The following is a 22,421-nucleotide window of genomic DNA, read 5'->3' as shown; positions in this document are numbered from 1 at the left end:
AGAATACGCTACGCGTTGCGTATCGTTGCAAGCTACAGTGATGAGGTCGGATCGTCACGGAACGGAGACGCCATGGTGAACCGGGAATCGCCGCGCCCAGCAGCACCCGCCGCCCTCGACGACGTCGAGCAGGAGAGCGCCATGCTGCGCCCCGCCCACGGGTTCAGCGTCCGCGACTACGCCACCTCGGCGGTCGGCAGTCGTCGCAAGGAGATCGAGGCGGAGGACTTCTCCTCCACGCCACTCTCCCCTGAGACGGTCGCGCTGCTCCGGGCCCTCTCCGACATCGAGCGCGCGACGATGCAGTACCTGCGCGGCGTGCTCGTGACGCCGACCCACAAGGACGCCAGGGTGACCGCGTTCCTCATCACCTGGGCGTACGAGAAGTACTGGATCACCGACACCATCGACACGGTGCTCAAGGCGAACGGCACGCCGCGGGTCAAGGTCCGCGCGACCGGGCTCCGCCGCACCCTCCGGGGTGTGAGCGACCGGTTCACCCCGATCGGTCAGGCCCTCATCGCGAACGTCCTCGGTGAGGACATCATCGCGTGGCACATGACGATCGGGACGATCGACGACCTCATCACCGCTGCGGCCTACCGGGCCGTCCGCGAGCGCGCCGCCCACCCCGGCCTCGACCGCCTCATCGACGAGATCCTCGAGACCAAGGCACGCCACCTGGAGTTCTTCAGCGCCCAGGCCGGCGACCGGCTCGCCGCGTCGCCCCGCGCGCAGGGCATCACCCGCCGCCGCATCCGCTCCGCCGTCTGGCCGACGGGATCAGACGTGACGGGTGCCCGGCAGACCGCTCGGTTCGCCGCACTCGTGTTCCGCAGTACCGCCACCTGGAGCGACCCGGCGGTGATCGGGATCGACGCGGCCATCGACGCGCTCCCCGGTCAGTCGGGCCTCCATCTCGCCGCCAAGCTCGCCCACCGTGGACGCCACGGAAGCACCGAGGAGAACCGATGACCGACGCCACCACCCCCGACGAGGCTCCGCAGCCGGAGCCGACCGCGAGCCCGGCACCGTCCGCCTCGCCCAGCGCACTCGACGGCGCCCACGTCCTCGTCACGGGCGGCACCGGCTTCCTCGGGCAGGCCGTGCTCGAGCGCCTGCTGGCCGACCACCCCACCACCCGGGTCAGCCTGCTGATCCGCAAGAAAGGGTCCGTCCGCGGGAGCGATCGACTGCAGACCCTCCTCCGGAAGCCGGTGTTCAAGGCCTGGCGCGAGCGCGTCGGTACCGAGGCGGCCTCGGCCATCGTCGCCGAGCGGGTGAACGTCATCGAGGGCGGCCTCGACGAGATGGCGCTCCCGTCCGATCTCGACGTCGTGATCCACAGCGCGTCCACCGTCTCCTTCGACCCGCCGATCGACGAGGCCTTCGCCACGAACGTCGGGGGTGCGACCACCCTCTACGCGGCGCTCGCCAAGAGCGGCGCGACCCCGCACGTCGTCCACGTGTCCACGGCCTACGTCGGTGGGACCCGCAAGGGCATCCAGCCGGAGCGGAGCCTCGTGCACGACGTGGACTGGCGCGCCGAGGCCGAGGCGGCACGCTCCGCCCGGGTCCGCGCCGAGGAGTCCTCCCGCCGGCCCGAGGTCCTGCGGAAGCTCATGCAGACCGCTCGCCGCGACCACGGCAAGGCGGGCCCGCAGGCGGTCTCGACCGCCGCGGAGGCCGCACGGATCGCCTGGGTCGACGCCCGACTCGTCGCCCACGGTCGTGCCAGGGCGGAGAGCCTCGGCTGGACGGACGTCTACACCTTCACGAAGGCGATGGCGGAACGCGTCGCCGAGGAGCGTTGGGCCGGTACGGGCAACCGACTGTCCTTCGTCCGCCCCTCCATCATCGAGAGCGCCCTCGCGCACCCGTTCCCCGGCTGGATCGACGGCTACAAGGTGGCGGATCCGCTGATCATCGCCTACGGCCGAGGCCAGTTGCCCGACTTCCCCGGCCTGCCGGACAGCGTCCTCGACATCATCCCCGTCGACTTCGTCGTGAACGCCATCCTCGCCGCGGCCGAGACCCCTCCGGAGCCCGCCGCCCCGCGCTACTTCCAGGTGAGCTCCGGCGCGAGCAACCCGCTGCCGTTCCACAAGATGTACGCGAACGTGCACAGCTACTTCACGGAGCACCCGATCCCCGCCGACGCCGGCGACATCAGCGTGCCGACCTGGAACTTCCCCGGCGGCCGCGCCATCGAGCGCTCCATCGACCGCCGGCAGAAGGCCACGAGCGCCGCGGGGCGGATCGTGTCGCACCTCCCGGCCAACGCGCGGACCCGCGGCTGGCAGGACCGCATCCGCAAGGCGTCGAGCGACCTCGGGTCGCTCCGCGACTTCACGGGGCTCTACCGCTCGTACGTCCAGAGCGAGATCGTGTTCGACGACCGTCGCACCCGCGAGCTCCACGCCTCGCTCACCCCTGAGCAGCAGGCGGACCGCGGCTTCGACGTCACGACGATCGACTGGGACGACTACTTCCAGCGGATCCACTTCCCGGCCGTCACCACGCTGACCCGCGCGTTCGCGAACCGCAAGGCCGGCGCGGCGAAGCAGCAGAAGATCCTCCCCGTGCGGGACGACGTCCTCGCGGTGTTCGACCTCGAGGGCACGGTGCTCGCCTGGAACCTCATCGAGCAGTACCTGTGGTTGCGGCTCGCCGCGACCTCGCGCTCGCGGTGGCCCATCGAGATCGCCGCGCTCGGCGCGTCGATGCCCGGCTACATCGGTGCCGAGCTCCGCGATCGCGGCGAATTCATCCGCACCTTCATGCGTCGCTACGAGGGCGTCGACGTGGCGCAGCTCGAGCAGCTCGTCCGAGGCGGGTTCGGCAAGGCGGTCCGCTCGCGACTGCTCCCCCAGGCGCTCGAACAGATCGCCGCGCACCGCGCCGCCGGTCACCGGACGATCCTCGTGACGGGCACGATCGACCTCATGGCCGCTCCCCTCGCCCCATTCTTCGACGAGGTCGTCGCCGGCGCGATGCACGCCGAGAACGGTCGCCTCACGGGGTACCTCGACAGCCCGCCGCTCGTCGACGAGGCCCGCGGCGCCTGGCTCACGCAGTACGCGGAGCAGCACGGGATGGACCTCGCCCACTCCTACGGGTACGGCGACTCCCACGCCGACGCCGCCTGGCTCCAGCTGGTCGGCAATCCCGTCGCCGTGAACCCCGACCACACCCTCTACCAGCTGGCGCAGGCCGGCCGGTGGACGGTGCGAGAATGGGCACGAACCACCGGGGGCGTCCGCTCCGAAGACGAACTGACCCGCGCACCGCGCCCCGCACAGCCGAGAGGAGAGCGGACGGCCGAGGACACGATCCCCGACCGCCCCAACGCACATGGCGTTTGACATCGACAAGTTCACTGAGACGAGCGTCTCGGTGAACTGGAGCGACCTCGACTTCGACGAGTTCAAGACGAATCCGCTCCCCGCTTCCACCCTCCGCAGCCTGCGGTACATGTGCGACATCGAGTACCACACGGTCTGCTACCTCCGCGACATGCTCATGACGCCGTCCCACGAGGACGACGAGGTCGGCGCGTTCATGACGATGTGGAACCGTGAGGAGTTCTGGCACGGTGAGGCGCTCGCCGCCGTCCTGGCCGCCCACGACATCACCGTCGACTTCGACGAGCTCAAGGCGACCCGTCTGAAGCTCGGCTGGAAGGACCGCCTCGACCCGATCAAGCAGTCGATCCTCGGCAACCTCGTCGGCACCGACTTCATCGCTGTGCACATGAGCTGGGGTGCGGCCAACGAGTGGTCCGCCACGGCCGCGTACACCCGCCTCGCGCAGCTGGAGCGGCACCCCGTGCTCTCCGTGCTCCTCAAGCGGATCGCGAAGCAGGAGACCCGCCACGTGGCGTTCTACGCGAGCCAGGCCAGGGCCCGCCTCGAGTCGTCGAAGAGCGCCCGCCGCCTCACCCGCTTCCTGCTCCGCAAGGTGTGGGGCCCTGTGGGCTCCGGCGTCATGCCCGACTCCGAGGTCACCCACGTCATGGGGCACCTGTTCGGCGACGAGGAGGGTCTGGCGGAGGTGCGCCGCATCGACGGTCACATCGCGAAGCTGCCCGGCATGGAGGGGCTCACGATCATCGAGAACTCCCTCCGCGTGCGAGGCGTCGCGGCCTGAGCCCGTGCGACGGAACCCCGGTCGATGATCCGACCGGGGTTCCGTCGTTCGCGGAGGTATGCCTCAGCTCTGCGAGACGATGCGGGCGCCGTGGACCGGCCCGTGTGCCCGGATGGTCTTCAGCCCGGACGAGGCGAGCGTGACCTGCAGTTCCAGGGCGTCGTCGGTGTCCGCGGCGAGGAAGGCGATGGTGGGACCGGAGCCCGACACGAGGCTGCCGAGCGCACCCTGCGAATCACCGAACTCGAGGACCTCGCCGAGCACGGGCCGCAGTTGCAACGCGGCGGCCTGCAGGTCGTTGTAGAGGACGTCGCCGAGCAGGTGGGCATCGCCGGCCCGAAGCGCCTGGAGCACCGCCGCGTCGACGGTCGGCTGGCGACCGGACGGCGAGATGTCGAGGATGTGGCGGGCGCGGTGCGCGTCGAGCTCCTGGTAGACCAGCGGCGTCGACATCCCGAAGTCGGCGAGCGCGAGGACCCACTCGAACTGCCCCTTGGCGAGCGCGCTGCTCAGCTGGTCGCCGCGACCGGTGCCGACGGCCGTCCCGCCGAGCAACGCGAACGGCACGTCCGCGCCGAGACGCGCGGCCAGGGCCAGGAGCTCGTCCCGGCTGCGCTCGGTGCCCCAGAGGGCGTCGCAGGCGAGCAGGGTGGCTGCGGCGTCCGCCGAGCCACCGCCCATCCCGCCGGCGACCGGGACGTGCTTCTCGATCTCGAGGCGCACGCCGCCACGGAACCCCGTCCGCCTCGCGAGCGCCTTGGCGGCGCGGATGGCCAGGTTGCTCGTGTCGGTCGGCACCCCGGAGACGTCGACGGACCCCGAGAACGAGACGCTGAAGTCGTCGGCCGGGTACGCGTGCACGTCCTCGTACAGGGAGATCGCCTGGTAGGCGGTCGCGACGTCGTGGTAGCCGTCGTCCATCACGTCGCCGACCTTCAGGAAGACGTTGATCTTCCCCGGTGCGCGCACGTGCACGTGCTTGAGGATGGCCTCGGTGGTCATTGTTCCAAGTTAGTCGATCCGGGAACCGCCCCGGACCGCCCTACTTGTCCGAGGAGTCCGCCCAGATGTTGACGTCCGCGCCCTCGGCGAGCCGGTCGATCTCCTCGAGCTCCTCGGTCGTGAACGCCGGCCCGTCGAGCGCGGCGAGGTTCTCGTCGAGCTGCTCCGGCCGGGAGGCGCCGATGAGCGCGGAGGTGATCGCCGGGTTGTTCAGCACCCAGGCGAGTGACATCTGCGCGAGCGTCTGGCCGCGCTCGGTCGCGATGTCGTTGAGGGACCGCAACCGCGTCGCCATCTCCTCGCTGACCTGACGGTCCGGCAGTGACGGACGGTTCGTGGCGCGCTCCGCCGGGCCGTCCCCGAGGTACTTGTCGGTGAGGAGGCCCTGCGCGAGCGGCACGAAGGCGATCGCGCCCAACCCGGTCTCGGTGAGCACCTCGGTGAGTCCGTCCTCCACCCAGCGGTTGAGGATCGAGTACGACGGCTGGTGGATCACGAGGGGGGTCCCCAGCTCACGGGCGACGGCGTGCGCGGCCGCGGTCCGTTCGGCCGAGTACGACGAGATGCCGACGTACAGCGCCTTCCCCGAGCGCACGATCGCGTCGAGCGCACCGACCGTCTCCTCGATGGGCGTCACCTCGTCGACCCGGTGGGAGTAGAAGATGTCGACGTAGTCGAGGCCCATACGCTCCAGGGACTCGTCGAGGCTCGCGGTCAGGTACTTCTTCGAACCGAAGTTGCCGTACGGGCCTGGCCAGAAGTCGTATCCGGCCTTCGAGGAGATGATGAGCTCGTTGCGGTACGGGCCGAAGTCCTCGCGCATCATGCGGCCGAAGTTCGTCTCCGCCGAGCCGTAGGGCGGCCCGTAGTTGTTCGCGAGGTCGAAGTGGGTGATGCCGTGGTCGAACGCGTGCCGGAGGAGGGCACGTTGCCCGTCGAACGGCCGGTTGTCGCCGAAGTTGTACCAGAGGCCGAGGGAGATCGGGGGCAGGAAGAGCCCGGAGGTACCCACCTGGCGGTAGTCGTTCCGCGCGTAGCGGTCGTCCGCAGCGGCGTACGGGCGGTGGATGTCGGGGACGTTCAGCGGGAAACGAGCATCAGCGGTCATGCACCAACGCTATCGCCCTGCGCGGACGATCGACAGGAAGTCGTGGACGGTGAGTTCCTCACCACGCGCGGTCGGCTTGACCCCGGCGGCCTCCATGCGCTCCGTGGCCGCCTGCGAGCTGCCGAGGACGTTGCCGAGCGCCTGGCGGAGCATCTTCCGGCGCTGCTGGAAGGCGGCGTCGATGAGCGCGAAGGTCTCGACCCGCTCCTGCTCGGTGCCGATCACGTCGCTCCGTCGTTCGAAGCCCACCAGCACGGAGTCCACGTTCGGGATCGGCCAGAACACCTGGCGGCTGACCTGCCCGGCGATGCGCCACGTCCCGTACCAGGCGGCCTTCGCGCTCGGCGCGCCGTAGACCTTGCTCCCGGGGACCGCGGCCAGTCGGTACCCGACCTCCGCCTGCACCATGACCACGCCGGCGGTGAGCGAGGTGAAGTGTTCGAGGAAGTGCAGCAGGACCGGCACGGAGATGTTGTACGGCAGGTTGGCGACGAGCCGGTTCGGCGACGCTGGCAGTTCCTCGATGCGGAGGGCGTCCTCGTGCACGACCGACAGCCGATCGATCATGCCCGGCGCCATCTCCCCCACCGTGATCGGGAGCTGCTTCGCGAGGCGACCGTCGATCTCGACGGCGACGACACTCGCGTCGGCTTCGAGGAGGCCCAGCGTGAGCGACCCGAGTCCCGGACCGATCTCCACCACCACGTCGCCCGGCGCGACATGGGCGACCGAGACGATCTTGCGGACGGTGTTCGCGTCGATGACGAAGTTCTGACCGAGCTTCTTCGTCGGCGTCACGTCGAGCAGGGTGGCGAGGTCTCGGATCTCGGCGGGGCCGAGCAGTGCGACGGAAGCGGTCATCCCCCCAGTATCCCCGATCGCCGGTGGCCCCGATCGCGCCGCGGCTCCAGGCCGCCCACCGGTCAGTCGGACCAGGAGCCGTAGACCCGCTCCGTGTTCGTGGCGAGCTGCGTCGCAAACCCCTCGAGGTCTGCGCCCAGGTGTGCGGCCATGCCACGGACCGTGTGGGGCAGCAGATAGGGGGCGTTGGGCCGACCGCGGAACGGCGCCGGTGTGAGGTACGGCGCGTCGGTCTCGACCATGACGAGCTCGCGGGGCATGACCTCGAGCGCCTCGCGCAACGGGGCGGCGTTCTTGAACGTCACGGTGCCTGCGAACGAGGCGTACCAGCCGTGCTCGGCACAGAGCGCTGCGAGTTCGCGGCCCCCGGAGAAGCAGTGGAAGACGGTGCGCTCCGGAGCCCCGACGCGCAACAGGGTCTCGACGACCTCGTCGTGGGCGTCGCGGTCGTGGATCTGCAGGGCGATGCCGTGCCGCTTCGCGATCGCGATGTGCGCCTCGAAGGAGGCGAACTGCGCGGCTCGGCCATCGTCCTCGGTGCGGAAGAAGTCGAGGCCGGTCTCGCCGACGGCCCGGACACGGGGCTGGGCTGCCAGGCGGTCGATCTCGGCCAGCGCGTCGTCGAGCGTTCCCGCGCGGTCAAGGTCCGGAGCGTCGTTCGGGTGGATCGCCACGGCCGCGAGGACGCGCGGGTCGCTTGCCGCGAGCGCCGCCGACCAGCGCGAGGTCTCGACGTCGGTGCCGACCTGCACGATCCCGCGGACACCGACGGCGAGCGCGCGGTCGAGGTGCTCGGTCGGCGTCAGCGGCGCGTCGCCGTCGGCGTGCTCGAGGTGCGTGTGGTTGTCGTACACGGCCACCGGCAGCGGCCCAGGGGTCTCCGGGTAGCTCAACTGCTTGCGCTCCACCGCCTCCCGCTGCCGCAGATGCGGAGTGGCGGCTGGATCCGGTGCGACGGCCCCGCTCATTCCGCGACGGCCTCGATCCGCGGGAAGAGCGGCTCGAGCCCGGCCACCGTGGTGCCGGCGGGGACCTGAGCCCAGGTGCCGACCTCGCTGATGCGCTGCGCGCCGAGCTGACCCAGGGCGTCCTCGACACCGAGTGCGGTCCAGAGCTTGGTGGTCGCCTTCGGGACGAAGGGGTGCAGCAGGACCGACAGGGCGCGGAGCCCTTCGACCGCCGTGGCGAGGACGGTGCCGAGGCGTTCGCGCTTGGCCTCGTCCTTCGCGAGCGCCCACGGCTCCTGCTCGGTGATGTAGCCGTTCAGCTCGTCGACGATCCGCCAGATGGCGGCGAGCGCGTCCTGGATGGCGAGTCGCTCGATGGCGGCGTCGGCGTCCGTGGCGGCGCGGGCGACCGTCTGCTGGATCGCGACGTCGGCAGGCTCGGCGGGGCCGCTCGGCGGCACGACACCCTCGAAGTAGCGGGTGACCATCGCCAGCACGCGCGAGGCCAGGTTGCCGAAGCCGTTCGCGAGTTCGGCCTGGTAGCGCGCCGAGAGGTCCTCCCAGCTGAAGGAGCCGTCCTGGCCGAAGGCGATGGCGCGCATGAAGTAGTAGCGGAACGCGTCGGAGCCGAAGGTGTCGGTGATCTCGCTCGGGGCGATCCCGGTGAGCTTCGACTTCGACATCTTCTCACCGCCGACGAGCAACCAACCGTGACCGAAGACGCGCTTCGGCACCTCGAGTCCGGCGGCCATGAGCATGGCCGGCCAGATGACGGCGTGGAACCGCAGGATGTCCTTGCCGACGATCTGCGTGGCCGGCCAGCGCTCGGCGAACGCCTCCTCGTCGGAGCCGTAGCCGGCTGCGGTGATGTAGTTGAGCAGGGCGTCGAACCACACGTAGACGACGTGGCTCTCGTCCCACGGGACCTTGATGCCCCAGTCGAAGGTGGAGCGCGAGATGGAGAGGTCCTTCAGGCCCTGGCGGACGAACTGGATGACCTCGTTGCGTGCCGATTCCGGCTGCACGAACTCCGGTCGCTCCTCGTAGAGGGCGAGCAGTCGCTCGGCGAAGTCACTCATGCGGAAGAAGTAGTTGCTCTCCTGCAGCAGCTCGACGGGCTTGGAGTGGATCGCGCAGACGAGCTGGCCGACGTACTCGCCGGTGCCCTGGACGAGGTCGCTCTCCTGCTTGTACTCCTCGCACCCGACGCAGTAGTAGCCCTCGAACTCGCCCGTGTAGATGTACCCGGCGTCGTACAGACGCTGCAGGAAGAGCTGGACGTTCTGCTCGTGGCGCTCGTCGGTCGTGCGGATGAAGTCGTCGTTCGAGATGTCGATCGTGTCGAGCAGCGGGTACCAGGACTCGCTGACGAGGCGGTCTGCCCACTCCTTCGGCGTCACGCCGTTCGCGGTCGCCGTGCGCAGGATCTTCTGGCCGTGCTCGTCCGTCCCGGTGAGGAACCAGGTGCGATCGCCGGCCTGACGGTGCCAGCGCGCGAGGACGTCGGCGGCCACCTCCGTGTACGCGTGCCCGATGTGCGGAGCATCGTTGACGTAGAAGATGGGCGTGGTGATGTAGAACGAGGTGCCGTCGGCCATGGGGTCAATCCTAGGACGAGGAGGCACCGCGCTCGTGCCTGTTACGACGTGGGGCGCCGCTCCGCGCCCGGCGCCGTCTTCGGCGGGCGAGCGGCCAGGGCCGCCTGGTACAGGTCGCGCTTCGACAGGCCCGTGGCCTCGGCGACCTCGTTCGAGGCGTCCTTCAGGCGCATCCCTGCGGCCACGAGGGCGAGCACCTGCTCGAGCGCGGTGTCGGGATCGGCCTCGACGGCCTCGGCACCGGCGATGACGATGCAGATCTCGCCCTTCACCCCGCCCGAGGCCCAGACAGCGAGCTCGGCGGCCGTTCCGCGCTTGACCTCTTCGAACAGCTTCGTGAGCTCCCGACAGACGGCGACCCGGCGGTCGCCGCCGAGGACCGCCGCGACGTCCTCGAGCGAGGAGGCCAGGCGGTTGGGCGATTCGAAGAACACCATCGTGCGTGGTTCCGTCACGAGGGCGCGGAGGGCGCTCCGACGGTCGCCCGGCTTCCGCGGCAGGAAGCCCTCGAAGGTGAACCGGTCCGTCGCGAGCCCGGAGACGGCGAGCGCCGTGACGACTGCGGACGGACCGGGGATCGCCGTGACCTGGACGTCCGCCGTGGCGGCCGCGTCCACGAGGTGGAACCCGGGATCGGACACGGTCGGCATGCCGGCGTCGCTCAGGACCAGCACGTCGGTCTCGCGGGCGAGTTCGACGATCTCGGCGGCACGCTCCCGCTCGTTGTGGTCGTGCATGGCGATGAGCCGGGGGCGCGACTCCACGCCGAGCGCCCGCAGGAGGTGGATCGCCGTCCGGGTGTCCTCGGCGACGATGACCTCCGCGGTGGCCAACGCCTCACGGAGTCGGGGCGACGCGTCGCCGAGGTTGCCGATGGGGGTCGCGCCGAGGATGATCACCGGACCAGTCTCCCACCGGCCGGGTGGTTAGATGAGACGGTGTCGGTCGATCTCCTGGAACCCCCCGTGACGGGATCGCGTCTCGACCGTTGGTGGGAGCGGATGCTCCGCACCGAGCGCCGCCGGAAGCTGTGGATCTGGGGCGGCCCTGCAGCCGTCACCCTCCTCGCCTTCGTCCTCCGGTTCTGGAACCTCGGCCACCCGCACTCGCTCGTCTTCGACGAGACGTTCTATGTGAAGGACTCGTGGTCGTTGTGGCTGAACGGGTACGAGAGCACCTGGCCGGACGGGGCGGACGAGGGATTCGCCAACGGCGACGCCGGTGACCCGAGCACGAACCCGTCGTACGTCGTCCACCCGCCCCTCGGCAAGTGGCTGATCGCCCTCGGCATCGCCGTCTTCGGCATCGACGACAGCACCGGGTGGCGGATCTCCACCGTCATCGCCGGCACCCTGGCGGTGCTCCTCGTGACCCTGATCGCGAAGCGCCTGTTCACCTCGTCGATCCTCGCGGTCCTCGCCGGGTTCCTGTTCGCGATCGACGGTCACGCGATCGTGATGGCGCGGGTCTCCCTGCTCGACAACTTCGTGATGCTGTTCGTGCTGGCGGGGTTCGGTGCGATCCTGCTCGACCGCTCCTGGCATGCGTCCCGACTCGCCGCCAAGCTCGCCTCGAGCCGTTCCGGTGGCGCGGAACCGGCCTGGGGTCCCGTGCTCTGGTGGCGCCCCTGGCTGCTCGCCGCCGGGATCGCGTTCGGCGCGGCGACGGCCGTCAAGTGGAACGGCCTGTACTTCCTCGCCGCGTTCGGCCTGTACGTCATCGTCACTGATCTGCTGCTCCGCCGCCGCCTGGGGCTCGGCCTCTGGGCGAGCGCCGCGGTCCTCAAGCAGGGTCCCGTCTCCTTCCTGACCCTCGTCCCGGTCGCCGCGGTGGTGTACCTCGCGAGCTGGTCGGGGTGGATCCTCACCTCGGGCGGCTATGACCGGCAGTGGGCGAACGCCGTCGGCAACGGGTGGACCGGCACCTTCGCCTGGGTCCCCCACTGGTTCCAGAGCCTCGTCCACTACCACCAGAGCGCGTACGGCTTCCACGTCGGGTTGAGCACACCGCACCCGTACGCGGCGAACCCGCTCGGCTGGTTGCTCATGATCCGGCCGACCAGCATGTACTACCAGTCCCCCGCGATGGGGACCGACGGCTGCGCCTGGGACGCCTGCTCCTCGGCCATCACCTCGATCGGCAACCCGCTCATCTGGTGGGGAGCAGCCGTCGCTCTCGGGTACTGCGTCTACCGTCTGGTCCGCTACCGCGAATGGCAGGTGGGGCTCATCGTGCTCGGCGTCGCGGCGGGCTACCTCCCGTGGCTGCTGTACCTGAACCGCACGGTGTTCCAGTTCTACACGATCGTGTTCGAGCCGTACCTGATCCTCGCGCTCGTCTTCGCGGTCGGGAAGATCCTCGGGTCCCGTGACGATCCGGAGGAACGCCGGGTCGCCGGTGTCGGGGTGATCGGCGTGTTCGTGACGATCACCACGCTCCTGAGCATCTTCTGGTACCCGCTCTGGACCGCGATCACCGTCCCGTACTGGTTCTGGCACCTCCACGCCTGGTTGCCGTCGTGGGTCTGACGGGCGGTCGGTGGTGAAGGCCCTCCCCGGTGTGCTCGTCGCCGGTGCCGCGGCACTGCTCGCCCTCGGGCTGCACACCCTCGTGCCGGTCGTGCCACTCCTCACCGCGAGTGTCCTGCTCGGGATGATCGTCGGCCAGCTGCCGGCCTTCCAGCGGCTCGCGAGCGGCGTGCTCAAGCCGGGACTCGGACTCAGCGCGAAGCGGTTCATGCGGATCGGGGTCGTGCTGCTGGGGCTGAAGCTCAGCCTCGTCGATATCGCCGGACTCGGCTGGGTGACCCTGGCGACCACCGTGGCCATCGTCGTCATCACCTTCTTCACCACCCTGTGGCTCGGCAAGGCGATCGGCCTCACCGGCCCGGAACCGTTGCTCATCGCGACCGGCTTCTCGATCTGCGGCGCCTCGGCGATCGGTGCGATGAGCGGGGTCGTCAAGGCGAAGGACGAGGAACAGGCCACCCCGATCGCGCTCGTCACCCTCTGCGGCACGCTCGCGATCTTCGTCCTCCCCGCGCTCCGCGGACCGCTCGGCCTGACCGACGAGCAGTTCGGCCACTGGGTGGGTGCGAGCGTGCACGACGTCGGCCAGGTGGTCGCGACCGCGCAGATCGCGGGGACGAGCGCGCTCGCCGTCGCCGTGGTCGTCAAGCTCACGCGCGTCGTCCTGCTCGCGCCCATGGTCGCCGCCGCCGCGACGATCGAACGCCGCCGACTCCAGACCGTGTCGGCCGGAGCCGGCGGGGGCGCGGACGGGACCGCCACCGCTCGACCGCCGATCGTCCCGCTGTTCGTCGCCGGCTTCATCGCGGCCGTGCTCGTCCGCACGCTCCTGCCGGTGCCCGAGGTCGTCCTCGACGTCGCGGACGCCGCGCAGACCGCGCTGCTCGCGATGGCGCTGTTCGCGCTCGGCGCGGCGATCCGGGTGCGGACGCTCATCACCACCGGGTGGCGGGCGCTCGTCGTCGGCCTCGGGTCGTGGCTCCTCATCGCCGTCCTGGCGCTCGGAGCAGTGCACCTGTCCTGAGGGCAGCGGCTCGCCGAAACCTCCCGGCTAGTGCTCGCCGCCCACGAGCTTCAGGCCGATGACGCACCCGATGAGCCCGAGGATGAGCAGCACCTTGACGACGGACAGTTCCTCCCCGCCGAAGACCATGGCGTAGCCGACGGTGAGCGCGGCACCGATCCCGACCCACACGGCGTAGGCGGTGCCGACCTGGATGTCGCGCATGGCCCAGGCCAGGCCCGCCATGCTGAGGACGAGCGCCACGCCGAAGGTGACGGTGGGCCAGAGCTTGGTGAAGCCCTCGGACTTGCCGAGCGCGGTGGCCCAGACGGCCTCCAGGACACCCGATGCGATGAGCACGATCCATGACATGACGATCACTCCTCAGTGGTCAGTCTTGTCGCGTTCCGGGTACTGCGCCCTCGTCCGGCAACCCCATCGGGGCTGTGCCCGTCACGATACGCGTCCGGCCTGGGCAGGCGCTGGGCACGGTGGTGGACGGTCGGGCGCAATGCGTCCTTCTGTTGCAGCAGGGCCGAGCCGCGCGCAGTGCTCGGGTAGCGTGAACGCATGGCAGATCGTGAGTATGGCTTCCGCACGCGTGCGATCCACGCGGGCAACATCCCCGACCAGGTGACCGGCGCCCGCGCGCTGCCCATCTACCAGTCGAGCGCCTTCGTCTTCGACGACACCGCCGACGCCGCCGCGCGCTTCGCCCTGCAGAAGTACGGCAACATCTACTCCCGTCTCGCGAACCCGACCGTCGCGAGCTTCGAGGAGCGCATCGCGAGCCTCGAAGGCGGTCTCGGTGCCGTCGCGACGGCCTCCGGTCTCGCCGCGCAGTACATCACCTTCGCCTCGCTCGCCGGGCAGGGCGACCACATCGTCGCCTCGGCCAACCTCTACGGCGGGTCGATCACGCAGCTCGACGTCACCCTGCGACGCTTCGGCATCGAGACCACGTTCGTGCAGTCCTCCGACGCGGCCGACTACGCCGCCGCGATCCAGGAGAACACCAAGCTCGTCTTCGCCGAGACGGTCGCCAACCCGTCCGGCGAGATCGCCGACATCGAGGGCCTGGCCGACGTCGCCCACGCCCACGGCATCCCGCTCATCATCGACTCGACGATCGCCACGCCCTACCTCAACCGCCCGATCGAGTGGGGTGCCGACATCGTCACGCACTCCGCCACCAAGTTCCTCGGCGGACACGGCACGACCCTCGGTGGCGTCGTCGTCGAGAGCGGCCGGTTCGACTGGGACTCCGACAAGTTCCCGCTCTTCGGGCAGCCGGTGCCGAGTTACGGCGGGCTGCAGTGGTCGGGGAACTTCGGCGAGTACGCCTTCCTCACCCGCCTCCGTGCGGAGCAGTTGCGCGACATCGGCCCGGCGCTCGCGCCGCACTCGGCCTTCCTGCTCGCGCAGGGCGTCGAAACGCTGCCGTTCCGCATCCAGGCGCATGTCGACAACGCGCGGATCGTGGCCGAATGGTTGGACGCCGACCCGCGCATCGCCGCCGTCAACTGGGCCGGACTCCCCGCCCACCCGCACCACGAGCGGGCGAACAAGTACCTACCGAAGGGGCCGGGCTCCGTCTTCAGCTTCGAGGTGAAGGGTGGTCGCCAGGTCGGTCAGAAACTCATCGAGTCCGTCGACCTCGCGAGCCACCTGGCGAACATCGGCGACGCGAAGACGCTCATCATCCACCCGGCGTCGACCACGCACGCCCAGCTCTCCGACCAGCAGCTCGTCGATGCAGGCGTGCTGCCCGGCATCGTCCGACTGAGCGTCGGCATCGAGGACCCGGACGACATCATCTACGACCTCGACCAGGCCCTCGCGGCCGCGGTGAAGGAGTAACGGCATGAGCACGTCGACAAGCTCAGTGACCGGGCAGGGCAAGACAGTGACCGGGCAGGACGAGACAGTGACCGGGCAGGACGCGACGGAGACCGTCCGGCTCACCAACGGACTCACCTGCTCACTGCCGGCGAGCTCGCCCCTCGCGAAGCTCCTGCGATCCCAGCGCACCTGGGTCGGACCGGACGCCAAGGCCCGCCTCAAGCTGCTCCGTGAAGCGAAGTCCGTCGCCATCGTGGGCGCCTCCCCCAACCCCGCGCGCTCCTCGTACTTCGTGGGCACCTACCTGCAGCAGTCGAGCGACTTCCGCATCTACTTCGTCAACCCGAACGCGACCGAGATCCTCGGGCAGCCCGCGTACCCCGACCTCGCGTCGCTCCCCGAGGTCCCCGACATCGTCGACGTGTTCCGGAAGGCGAGCGACATCCCGCAGGTCATCGACGAGGTCGTCGCCGTCGGCGCCCCCACCGTCTGGGTCCAGCTCGGCATCTGGAACCAGGAGGCAGCCGAGTACGGCGAGTCGAAGGGTCTGAACGTCGTGATGGACCGCTGCATCAAGGTGGAGCACGCCCGCTTCCACGGCGGCCTGCACCTGCTGGGCTTCGACACCGGGCAGATCACCGCCCGCAAGACCCTGCGGTAGCCGTCCCGCCCGCTGGGTATGCTCGACAGGTGCCCGCGTCCACGCCTCGAGTGACCGTGCTCGGTCCCATCCGCGTCGAGGGTCGTGCCGGTGGGCTGGTCGAACCGGGTGGGCGCCGCGCCAAAGCCCTCGTGGCCGCGCTCACCCTCGCGGAGGGCCGGTCCGTGTCGACGACGGCCCTCATCGACGCGCTCTGGGACGACGCCCCGCCGGTCGGTGCGAAGGCGGCCCTGCAGACCCTCGTGTCCCGGGTGCGAGCCGTCGCCGTGCCAGGACTCATCGAGTCGTCGGCCGCCGGCTACCGGCTCACGGCCGGCGCGGACGACGTCGACCTCGGCGCAGCCTCCGCCCTCGCGGACGCCGCGTCGACGGCGGTGCGAGGCGCCGACCCGCGTGCTGCCGCGCAGCTCTCGCAGGAGGCCTTGCAGCTCTGGACCGGTGACCCCGGCGCCGAGCTCGACCCACCGCTCGCCGAGGAGCTCTCCGGCCGTGGGGCGCGACTGCAGGACGAGCTGCGCCGGGTCAGGGCGCAGAGCCGGATCGACATGGGCGAGGGTGTCGCCGTGATCAGCGATCTGGAGTCGCTCGCCGCAGCGGCACCGCTCGACGACGCGACGCACCTGATGCTCTTCAACGCCTACGCGCAGTGCGGCCGACGCGCCGACGCGATGCGCCTGTTCTCGGACCACCGGCGCCACCTGCGGGACGAGCTCGGGACGGATCCGGCGAACGCCCTCGTCGCCGCCCACACCTCCCTGCTGCAGGAGGGCGCCGATCAGCCGGCGACCGCGGCCTCCGCTCACGGAGCACCGCCTCCACCCCAGGAACGCACCGACCGCCTCGTCCTGGGGCTCCGCACGCCGCCGAACGAGCTCATCGGACGGGAGACGGACCTCGAGGCGATCCGGGAGCTGGTCGCCGAGGTGCGGATGACGACGATCCTCGGCCCGGGTGGACTCGGCAAGACCCGCCTGGCCCAGGAGGTCGCCCGCCGCGCGTCGGCGTCCACACCGGGTGTCGTCTTCGTGGAGCTCGCCAGCATCCGGGATGCGGAGGACCTTCCGCTCGCGGTGGCCACCGCCCTCGGCATCCGGGACGTCACCGGCTCCCGGCGCCTCGGCGAGGCCTTCGCCGCCCTGCCCGTGGACCTGCATGAGCGCATCGTCGCGCGGCTGTCCGAACGTCCCACGCTGCTCGTCATGGACAACTGCGAACACCTCGTGGACGCGGCGGCCCGGTGGATCGCCGACGTCCTCGACTGGACGACGGGCCTCCGCGTCCTCGCGACCAGCCGCAGCCCGCTGTCGATCACGGCCGAGCACGTCTACCAGCTCGAACCGCTCGGCGCCGCCCACACCGACGGTGACGACCCGGACGAGGTCGGCCCGGCGGTGCGCCTGTTCGTCGAACGAGCTCGCGCCGCCCGCCCGGGCGTCCACATCCCGCTCGAGACCGCGGCGCGACTGTGCGCCGCTCTGGACGGGCTCCCTCTCGCGATCGAGCTGGCGGCGGCGCGGACCCGCTCCATGTCCGTGGAGGAGGTGGAACGGCGGCTCGGGAACCGTTTCGCCCTGCTGACCACCGGCTCCCGCAGCGCGCCCGAGCGTCACCAGACCCTGCAGGCGGTCATCGAATGGAGTTGGAACCTCCTCGGTGAGCGTGAGCGGACGGTCCTGCGTCGCACGTCGCGATTCCCGGACGGGTTCGGCATCGACGCGGCCGGCGCCGTCGCCCCGGAGGTCGACGATGTCGCAGACGCCCTCGACGCGCTCGTCGGACAATCGCTCCTGACCGTCCGGGACGACCCGGCGACCGGGTCGCTCCGGTTCCGGATGCTCGAGACGGTGCGCGAGTTCGGGATGATCGCGATGCAGGACGCCGGCGAGGAGGCGGAGGTCGTGGACGCCATGCGGCGGTGGGCGATCGCCCTCGCCGACGCGATGCAGCCGCGCATGCACGGGGCCGAGCAACTCGACGCCTTCGCGATCCTCGCCCTCGAACAGGACACCCTCGTGAGCATCCTGCGACAGGCCCTCGCCGACGACCGGGCAGACGTCGTCGGCCCGCTGTTCGCCGCGCTCGCGGTGTTCTGGACCTTCCGGAGCGCCCATCAGGAGGTGCTCGCGTTCGGTGAGCCGGTCCTCGCCGTCCTCCGACGCCAGGACGCCGGCTCGGTGACCGGTGACGCCCCGGCGGTCGCGTTCGCGATCATCGCGGTGACTTTCCTCACCACCGACGTCCGGACGTCGGCCCGCGCGATCGGGGCGCTCCGCCGCGTCGAACGCGTGCATCGGACGGAGCACCCGCGGATGCACGCGCTCGTCGGGCTCATGCTCGCCGCCGGACGCGCCGATCGGTCGGTGGACCTCATGCAGTCGTTCCGGACCTCACCCGACCCTCGGGTCGCCAACGTCGGCAACCTCCTCGCGGCGCAGATGGCCGAGAACGAGGGCGACCCGGCATCAGCAGAGGTGGCCGCGCTCCGGGCGAACGAGCTCTCCGTGTCGATCGGCGACGTCTGGGGAGCTGCGATGAGCGCGCACATGCTGGCGCAGTTGCACAGCCAGAACGCCGAATCCGAGTCCGCCCTCCACTGGGCCGGGTTGGCGGCCACCGGCCTCGAAGCGATCGGCGCCGAGGCCGACCTCCGCCAGCTGGACTGGCTCATCGCGCTCGGCGACATCGGCCGGGGCGACTACGCGTCGGCGACCGCGGTCCTCGACCGCTTCCTCGCCGATGAGACGCCGTCGACGGGCTTCACACCGATCCCCGAACGCGAGTCGATCGTGTGGGCCGGCCTCGCCGAGATCGCCCGCGCCCAGGGCGACAGCCGACGCGGCACCGAGCTCTACGGCCGCGCGCTCGGGGCCTTCAGCGGCGGTGAGTCCCGCCGCTCGCCCTGGTTCGCGCTCGTCGCCTCCGCCGCCCTTGCTGCGGCCGTGCTCGACGGCACCACCTCCTCCGAGGTCCACGGGCGTCTGGCCCGCCGGATCCGGACCCGGACGGTCGCGCTCGGCCGCCTGCTGCCGGAACGGTTCGACCGCCCTGTCCTCGGCGCCACCGTCCTCGCCCTCGGCAGCTGGCACCTGCGTGCGGACGAGGACGACGTCCGGGTGGTCGGCGCGGAGCTCGTCGCCCTCGCCGCCGGGCTCGCGTCCCGGCAGGACATCCCGTCACTCGTCCGCCGCCTGCACGAACCGGACGCGAACGTCCTCCTGAGCGACGTCGACGACACGGTCATCGCCGCACGGGTCGCCCGCCTGTCCGCGAACGAGAGCGCCGCCAGGGCCCTCGAGCTGCTGGGCAGCCGGGTCCTGGCGGCGCGCTGACCGACCGTCGGAGCCGATCTCAGGCGCGGCGCATGTACGCCCGCACCGTCAGCGGCGCGAACACCGCGACGATGACCGCAGCACCGAGGAGCGCGAGCCAGGCGTCCGAGCCGAAGGTGCCCGTGTTCGCGAGGTCGCGGACGGCGGTGACGAGGTGCGAGACCGGGTTCACGGCGACGAAGCCCTGGAGGAACGATGGCATCGTGTCCGGGTTCACGAACGCGTTCGAGAGGAACGTGAGCGGGAACAGCACCAGGAAGGAGATGCCCTGCACGCTGCTGGCGCTCCGGGCGATGACGCCGAAGAACGCGAAGATCCAGCTGATGGCCCAGGCGCAGACGATGACGAGCAGACCGGCGACCACCACGAAGCCGAGGCCACCCTCCGGCCGGTAGCCCATGACGAACCCCATGGCGAAGGTGAGCGTGGTCGCGATCGTGTACCGCACGGTGTCGGCCAGGAGTGCACCCGCCAACGGCGCGATCCGGGCGATGGGCATCGACTTGAACCGGTCGAACACGCCCTTGTCCATGTCCTCGCGCAGCTGGATCCCGGTCACGACCGAGGTCGTGATGACGGTCTGCACGAGGATGCCGGGGATGATGATCGGGAGGTAGCTCGCCACGTCGCCGGCGATCGCGCCGCCGAAGATGTAGGTGAACATCAGGGTGAAGATGATCGGCTGGATCGTCACGTCGATCAGCTGCTCCGGCGTCCGTTTGATCTTGAGTAGTCCGCGGTACGCCATGGTGAAGGAGTTGCGGACCGTCTGCGACAGGCTGACGTGGTTCCGGAGGGACCGGTCCGTGCCGGGGGTGATGGTGAGCGTGCTCATGCGTGGACCTGCTCTGCGGTGTCGAAGGAATCGGTGTCGGACGTGGCGCCGGCGTCGTCGGTCTCGACGCCGTGTCCGGTGAGGGTGAGGAAGACCTCGTCGAGCGTCGGCTTCTGGACACTCATCTCCGCGAGCCGGATCCCGGCTTCACGGAGGGTGATGAAGAGGTCGGTGACGGCGTCGGGGTCGCGCATGGGCGCCGTGATGCGGGTCGCCTCGGGCGAGACGACCGTCTCCACCCGGAGCACCTCCGTGATGACGCGTCGGGCGTCCTCGAGGTCGGCCGGATCCGCCAGTCGCAGTTGCAGCGACGACTCCCCCACGGAGGCCTTCAGTTCGTCGGACGTCCCCTCGGCGACGACGAGACCTCGGTCGATGACCGCGATGCGATCGGCCAACTGGTCGGCTTCGTCGAGGTACTGGGTCGTGAGCAGCACCGTCGACCCGGTCGCCACGAGGCGTCGGATGGTGTCCCACATCTGCGCCCTCGTCCGCGGGTCGAGGCCGGTGGTCGGTTCGTCGAGGAAGATGAGCGGCGGTTGCGCGATGAGGCTCGCGGCGAGGTCGAGCCGACGCCGCATGCCGCCGGAGAACTTCTTCAGCGGACGAGCCGCCGCCTCGCTCAGTCCGAACTCCTCGAGGAGCTCGGCGCTCTTGCGCTTCGCCTCGGCACGGCCGAGGCCGAGGAGCCGCGAGAAGATGACGAGGTTCTCGGTGGCGGAGAGGTTCTCGTCCACCGAGGCGAACTGCGCGGTCACGCCGATGAGCTGGCGGACCACCTGCGATTCGTGCTGGATGTCGTGGCCGAAGATGGTCGCGCTGCCCGCGTCGGGACGGAGGAGCGTCGCGAGCATGCTGATGGTGGTGGTCTTCCCGGCGCCGTTCGGGCCGAGGACGCCGTAGACGGTGCCGGTCCTGACGGAGAGGTCGACGCCGTCGACCGCTCGGTTGTCGCCGAAGGTCTTCACGAGGCCGTGGGCCTCGATCGCCCAGTCGGAGCGGATGCTCATGCGGATGCCTTTCGATTCGTGGCGGACCGCCGGTGGGCGACCCGGACACGAGTGTGCTCGTCGGCACTCACCAATCGCTCACGTGGCGCTGACGGCCGCTGACCGGGGCAGACAGTCGCCGTCAGCGACCGACCGCAACCGATCGCGCCTAGAGTGGAGGGAGCCAGTCGTACCGAAGGAGGTCGTCCAGTGACGGCATACGTGTCCGCATTCGACCTCTTCTCCATCGGCATCGGCCCCTCCAGTTCGCACACCGTCGGCCCCATGCGCGCCGCGCTGGCGTTCGTCCACGGACTCGAGCGCGACGGGCTGCTCGGACGGGTCGTCCGCGTCACGTGCTCGCTCTTCGGCTCGCTCGGCTCGACCGGCATCGGCCACGGCACCCCGGACGCGGTCGTCGCCGGACTCCGCGGACTCACCCCGGAGGGATGCGACCCGGCCGAGGTCCGTCACGCCTGGAGCGAGCACCCGGACGGCGGAACCCTCCTCCTCGCCGGGGTCAGGCCCGTCGACTTCTCCCGAGACGACGTCTCCTTTGTCCCGAGGACGCGCCTCCCCGGTCACCCGAACGCGCTGACCCTGTCCGCCTGGGACCGCTCGAGCGAGGTACCGGTCCGCTCGGAGACGTACTACTCGGTGGGCGGCGGCTTCATCAGGCGCGACGGCGACGACCCGGCGTCCGCGCTGCCACAGCACCCCGTCCCGATGCCGTTCCGGACGGCCGAGTCGCTCATCGACATCTGCGACGACAGCGGACTGCCGATCGACGCGATCGCCAGGCGGAACGAGGAGGCCATGCGCACCCCGGAAGCGGTCGACGCCGGCCTCGACGCCATCTGGGCGGCCATGCACGAGTGCGTCACGGCCGGACTCGCGGACACGGGCACGCTGCCCGGTGGCCTCGGCGTCAAGCGTCGCGCCCGCGCCGTCCGCGAGCGACTCGACGTGGCCGAGGCGGAGAGCGGCCGCGAGCTGCCGACCGAGTGGCTCCACGCGTTCGCCCTCGCCGTCAACGAACAGAACGCCTCAGGCGGACGGGTGGTGACGGCCCCGACGAACGGGGCGGCCGGTATCATCCCGGCGGTCGGCAGCTACTACCTGCGATTCGTCCCCGGGGCGTCGCTCGACGGCATCCGCCGATACCTGCTCACCGCGACCGCGATCGGGTCGCTGTTCAAGGCGAACGCCTCCATCTCCGGTGCGGAGGGCGGGTGTCAGGCGGAGGTCGGCTCCGCGTGCGCGATGGCGGCCGGTGCCCTGTGCGCCGTGCTCGGCGGCACCCCACGGCAGGTCGAGAACGCGGCGGAGATCGCGATGGAGCATCACCTCGGCCTGACCTGCGACCCGGTCGGCGGACTCGTCCAGGTGCCGTGCATCGAGCGGAACGCGATCGCCTCCTCGACGGCGGTCAGTGCGGCCAGGCTGTCGTTGCACGGTGATGGGACGCACCTCGTCTCCCTCGACACCGTGATCGAGACGATGCGTCAGACCGGCGTCGACATGTCGACGAAGTACAAGGAGACCAGCGAGGGCGGCCTCGCGGTCAAC

General features: G+C 70.5%; 18 protein-coding genes and 1 riboswitch. Of the genes, 9 read left to right on the top strand and 9 right to left on the bottom strand.

Annotated elements, in window-relative coordinates:
• The first annotated feature begins 72 nt into the window (after positions 1-72).
• Genes QRN26_RS18605 through QRN26_RS18595 form a run of 3 tightly spaced genes read left to right on the top strand, consistent with a single transcriptional unit; the run spans position 73 to position 4,149 of the window.
• Positions 73-975 (top strand): hypothetical protein, encoded by a 903-nt coding sequence (locus QRN26_RS18605; protein ID WP_056007521.1) that lies wholly within the window; start codon positions 73-75, stop codon positions 973-975.
• Entirely contained in the window at positions 972-3,365 is a 2,394-nt protein-coding gene (locus QRN26_RS18600) for an SDR family oxidoreductase (RefSeq protein ID WP_056778455.1), read from the top strand. The genes QRN26_RS18605 and QRN26_RS18600 overlap by 4 nt, the downstream gene beginning before the upstream one ends.
• Positions 3,355-4,149, top strand: coding sequence for a ferritin family protein (locus QRN26_RS18595; protein ID WP_285037863.1), 795 nt, complete (start codon positions 3,355-3,357; stop codon positions 4,147-4,149). The genes QRN26_RS18600 and QRN26_RS18595 overlap by 11 nt, the downstream gene beginning before the upstream one ends.
• Before the next feature lie 63 nt (positions 4,150-4,212).
• Here the strand turns inward: QRN26_RS18595 and QRN26_RS18590 are convergent, their stop codons facing one another.
• From QRN26_RS18590 to rsmI, 6 genes are all read right to left on the bottom strand, one after another.
• Positions 4,213-5,151, bottom strand: coding sequence for a 4-(cytidine 5'-diphospho)-2-C-methyl-D-erythritol kinase (locus QRN26_RS18590; protein WP_056007530.1), 939 nt, complete (start codon positions 5,149-5,151; stop codon positions 4,213-4,215).
• A gap of 40 nt (positions 5,152-5,191) precedes the next feature.
• Complete coding sequence (mgrA, locus tag QRN26_RS18585) at positions 5,192-6,259, bottom strand: L-glyceraldehyde 3-phosphate reductase (protein WP_056778459.1); 1,068 nt, start codon at positions 6,257-6,259, stop codon at positions 5,192-5,194.
• Between the two features lie 9 nt (positions 6,260-6,268).
• Positions 6,269-7,120 carry a 16S rRNA (adenine(1518)-N(6)/adenine(1519)-N(6))-dimethyltransferase RsmA gene (gene rsmA, locus QRN26_RS18580; protein ID WP_285037862.1) on the bottom strand — a complete coding sequence of 284 codons (852 nt, stop codon included), beginning with the start codon at positions 7,118-7,120 and terminating at the stop codon, positions 6,269-6,271.
• A 62-nt stretch (positions 7,121-7,182) separates the two neighbouring features.
• Positions 7,183-8,088 (bottom strand): TatD family hydrolase, encoded by a 906-nt coding sequence (locus QRN26_RS18575; protein WP_285037861.1) that lies wholly within the window; start codon positions 8,086-8,088, stop codon positions 7,183-7,185.
• Positions 8,085-9,665: a methionine--tRNA ligase gene (gene metG, locus QRN26_RS18570; RefSeq protein ID WP_056007542.1), complete on the bottom strand. Its 1,581-nt coding sequence runs from the start codon at positions 9,663-9,665 to the stop codon at positions 8,085-8,087. Before metG ends, QRN26_RS18575 begins: the two co-directional genes overlap by 4 nt.
• Before the next feature lie 41 nt (positions 9,666-9,706).
• Positions 9,707-10,564, bottom strand: a complete 858-nt coding sequence (gene rsmI, locus QRN26_RS18565) for a 16S rRNA (cytidine(1402)-2'-O)-methyltransferase (protein ID WP_285037860.1) — start codon at positions 10,562-10,564, stop codon at positions 9,707-9,709.
• Positions 10,565-10,630: 66 nt separating this feature from the next.
• Here rsmI and QRN26_RS18560 point away from each other — a divergent pair, with 66 nt between their 5' ends.
• Together QRN26_RS18560 and QRN26_RS18555 are read left to right on the top strand one after the other, a co-directional pair.
• Entirely contained in the window at positions 10,631-12,193 is a 1,563-nt protein-coding gene (locus tag QRN26_RS18560; RefSeq protein WP_285037859.1) for a dolichyl-phosphate-mannose--protein mannosyltransferase, read from the top strand.
• A gap of 10 nt (positions 12,194-12,203) precedes the next feature.
• Positions 12,204-13,217 (top strand): YeiH family protein, encoded by a 1,014-nt coding sequence (locus QRN26_RS18555; RefSeq protein ID WP_056778470.1) that lies wholly within the window; start codon positions 12,204-12,206, stop codon positions 13,215-13,217.
• Positions 13,218-13,244: 27 nt separating this feature from the next.
• Here the strand turns inward: QRN26_RS18555 and QRN26_RS18550 are convergent, their stop codons facing one another.
• The gene (locus QRN26_RS18550) at positions 13,245-13,568 is read right to left on the bottom strand and encodes a DMT family transporter (RefSeq protein WP_056011390.1); all 324 of its coding nucleotides are present in this window, start codon (positions 13,566-13,568) and stop codon (positions 13,245-13,247) included.
• Between the two features lie 14 nt (positions 13,569-13,582).
• Positions 13,583-13,646: riboswitch (guanidine-III (ykkC-III) riboswitch) on the bottom strand.
• A 120-nt stretch (positions 13,647-13,766) separates the two neighbouring features.
• Between QRN26_RS18550 and QRN26_RS18545 the strand changes: the two genes are divergently transcribed.
• The 3 genes from QRN26_RS18545 to QRN26_RS18535 all read left to right on the top strand — a co-directional run bounded on the left by QRN26_RS18545 (position 13,767) and on the right by QRN26_RS18535 (position 19,028).
• The gene (locus QRN26_RS18545) at positions 13,767-15,056 is read left to right on the top strand and encodes an O-acetylhomoserine aminocarboxypropyltransferase/cysteine synthase family protein (protein WP_056007552.1); all 1,290 of its coding nucleotides are present in this window, start codon (positions 13,767-13,769) and stop codon (positions 15,054-15,056) included.
• A gap of 124 nt (positions 15,057-15,180) precedes the next feature.
• The gene (locus tag QRN26_RS18540) at positions 15,181-15,699 is read left to right on the top strand and encodes a CoA-binding protein (RefSeq protein WP_056011393.1); all 519 of its coding nucleotides are present in this window, start codon (positions 15,181-15,183) and stop codon (positions 15,697-15,699) included.
• 29 nt (positions 15,700-15,728) lie between these two features.
• A complete protein-coding gene (locus QRN26_RS18535; RefSeq protein ID WP_285037858.1) occupies positions 15,729-19,028 on the top strand; it encodes an AfsR/SARP family transcriptional regulator in 3,300 nt (1,099 codons plus the stop codon).
• Between the two features lie 19 nt (positions 19,029-19,047).
• Here the strand turns inward: QRN26_RS18535 and QRN26_RS18530 are convergent, their stop codons facing one another.
• Complete coding sequence (locus QRN26_RS18530; protein WP_285037857.1) at positions 19,048-19,863, bottom strand: ABC transporter permease; 816 nt, start codon at positions 19,861-19,863, stop codon at positions 19,048-19,050.
• A complete protein-coding gene (locus QRN26_RS18525; RefSeq protein ID WP_285037856.1) occupies positions 19,860-20,873 on the bottom strand; it encodes an ATP-binding cassette domain-containing protein in 1,014 nt (337 codons plus the stop codon). Before QRN26_RS18525 ends, QRN26_RS18530 begins: the two co-directional genes overlap by 4 nt.
• A gap of 189 nt (positions 20,874-21,062) precedes the next feature.
• Here QRN26_RS18525 and QRN26_RS18520 point away from each other — a divergent pair.
• Positions 21,063-22,421 (top strand): L-serine ammonia-lyase (locus QRN26_RS18520; RefSeq protein WP_285037855.1); only part of this gene is annotated, 1,359 nt, incomplete at its 3' end.

It is taken from the genome of Plantibacter sp. ME-Dv--P-095 (assembly GCF_030209365.1).
Lineage (GTDB): Bacteria > Actinomycetota > Actinomycetes > Actinomycetales > Microbacteriaceae > Plantibacter.
This window is presented reverse-complemented; position numbering and strand designations above follow the sequence as displayed.

Coding starts and splice junctions, on each gene's coding strand:
- QRN26_RS18605 (WP_056007521.1), top strand. CDS start 73: ATGGTGAACCGGGAATCGCCGCGCCCAGCAGCACCCGCCGCCCTCGAC.
- QRN26_RS18600 (WP_056778455.1), top strand. CDS start 972: ATGACCGACGCCACCACCCCCGACGAGGCTCCGCAGCCGGAGCCGACC.
- QRN26_RS18595 (WP_285037863.1), top strand. CDS start 3,355: ATGGCGTTTGACATCGACAAGTTCACTGAGACGAGCGTCTCGGTGAAC.
- QRN26_RS18590 (WP_056007530.1), bottom strand. CDS start 5,151: ATGACCACCGAGGCCATCCTCAAGCACGTGCACGTGCGCGCACCGGGG.
- mgrA (WP_056778459.1), bottom strand. CDS start 6,259: ATGACCGCTGATGCTCGTTTCCCGCTGAACGTCCCCGACATCCACCGC.
- rsmA (WP_285037862.1), bottom strand. CDS start 7,120: ATGACCGCTTCCGTCGCACTGCTCGGCCCCGCCGAGATCCGAGACCTC.
- QRN26_RS18575 (WP_285037861.1), bottom strand. CDS start 8,088: ATGAGCGGGGCCGTCGCACCGGATCCAGCCGCCACTCCGCATCTGCGG.
- metG (WP_056007542.1), bottom strand. CDS start 9,665: ATGGCCGACGGCACCTCGTTCTACATCACCACGCCCATCTTCTACGTC.
- QRN26_RS18550 (WP_056011390.1), bottom strand. CDS start 13,568: ATGTCATGGATCGTGCTCATCGCATCGGGTGTCCTGGAGGCCGTCTGG.
- QRN26_RS18545 (WP_056007552.1), top strand. CDS start 13,767: ATGGCAGATCGTGAGTATGGCTTCCGCACGCGTGCGATCCACGCGGGC.
- QRN26_RS18530 (WP_285037857.1), bottom strand. CDS start 19,863: ATGAGCACGCTCACCATCACCCCCGGCACGGACCGGTCCCTCCGGAAC.
- QRN26_RS18525 (WP_285037856.1), bottom strand. CDS start 20,873: ATGAGCATCCGCTCCGACTGGGCGATCGAGGCCCACGGCCTCGTGAAG.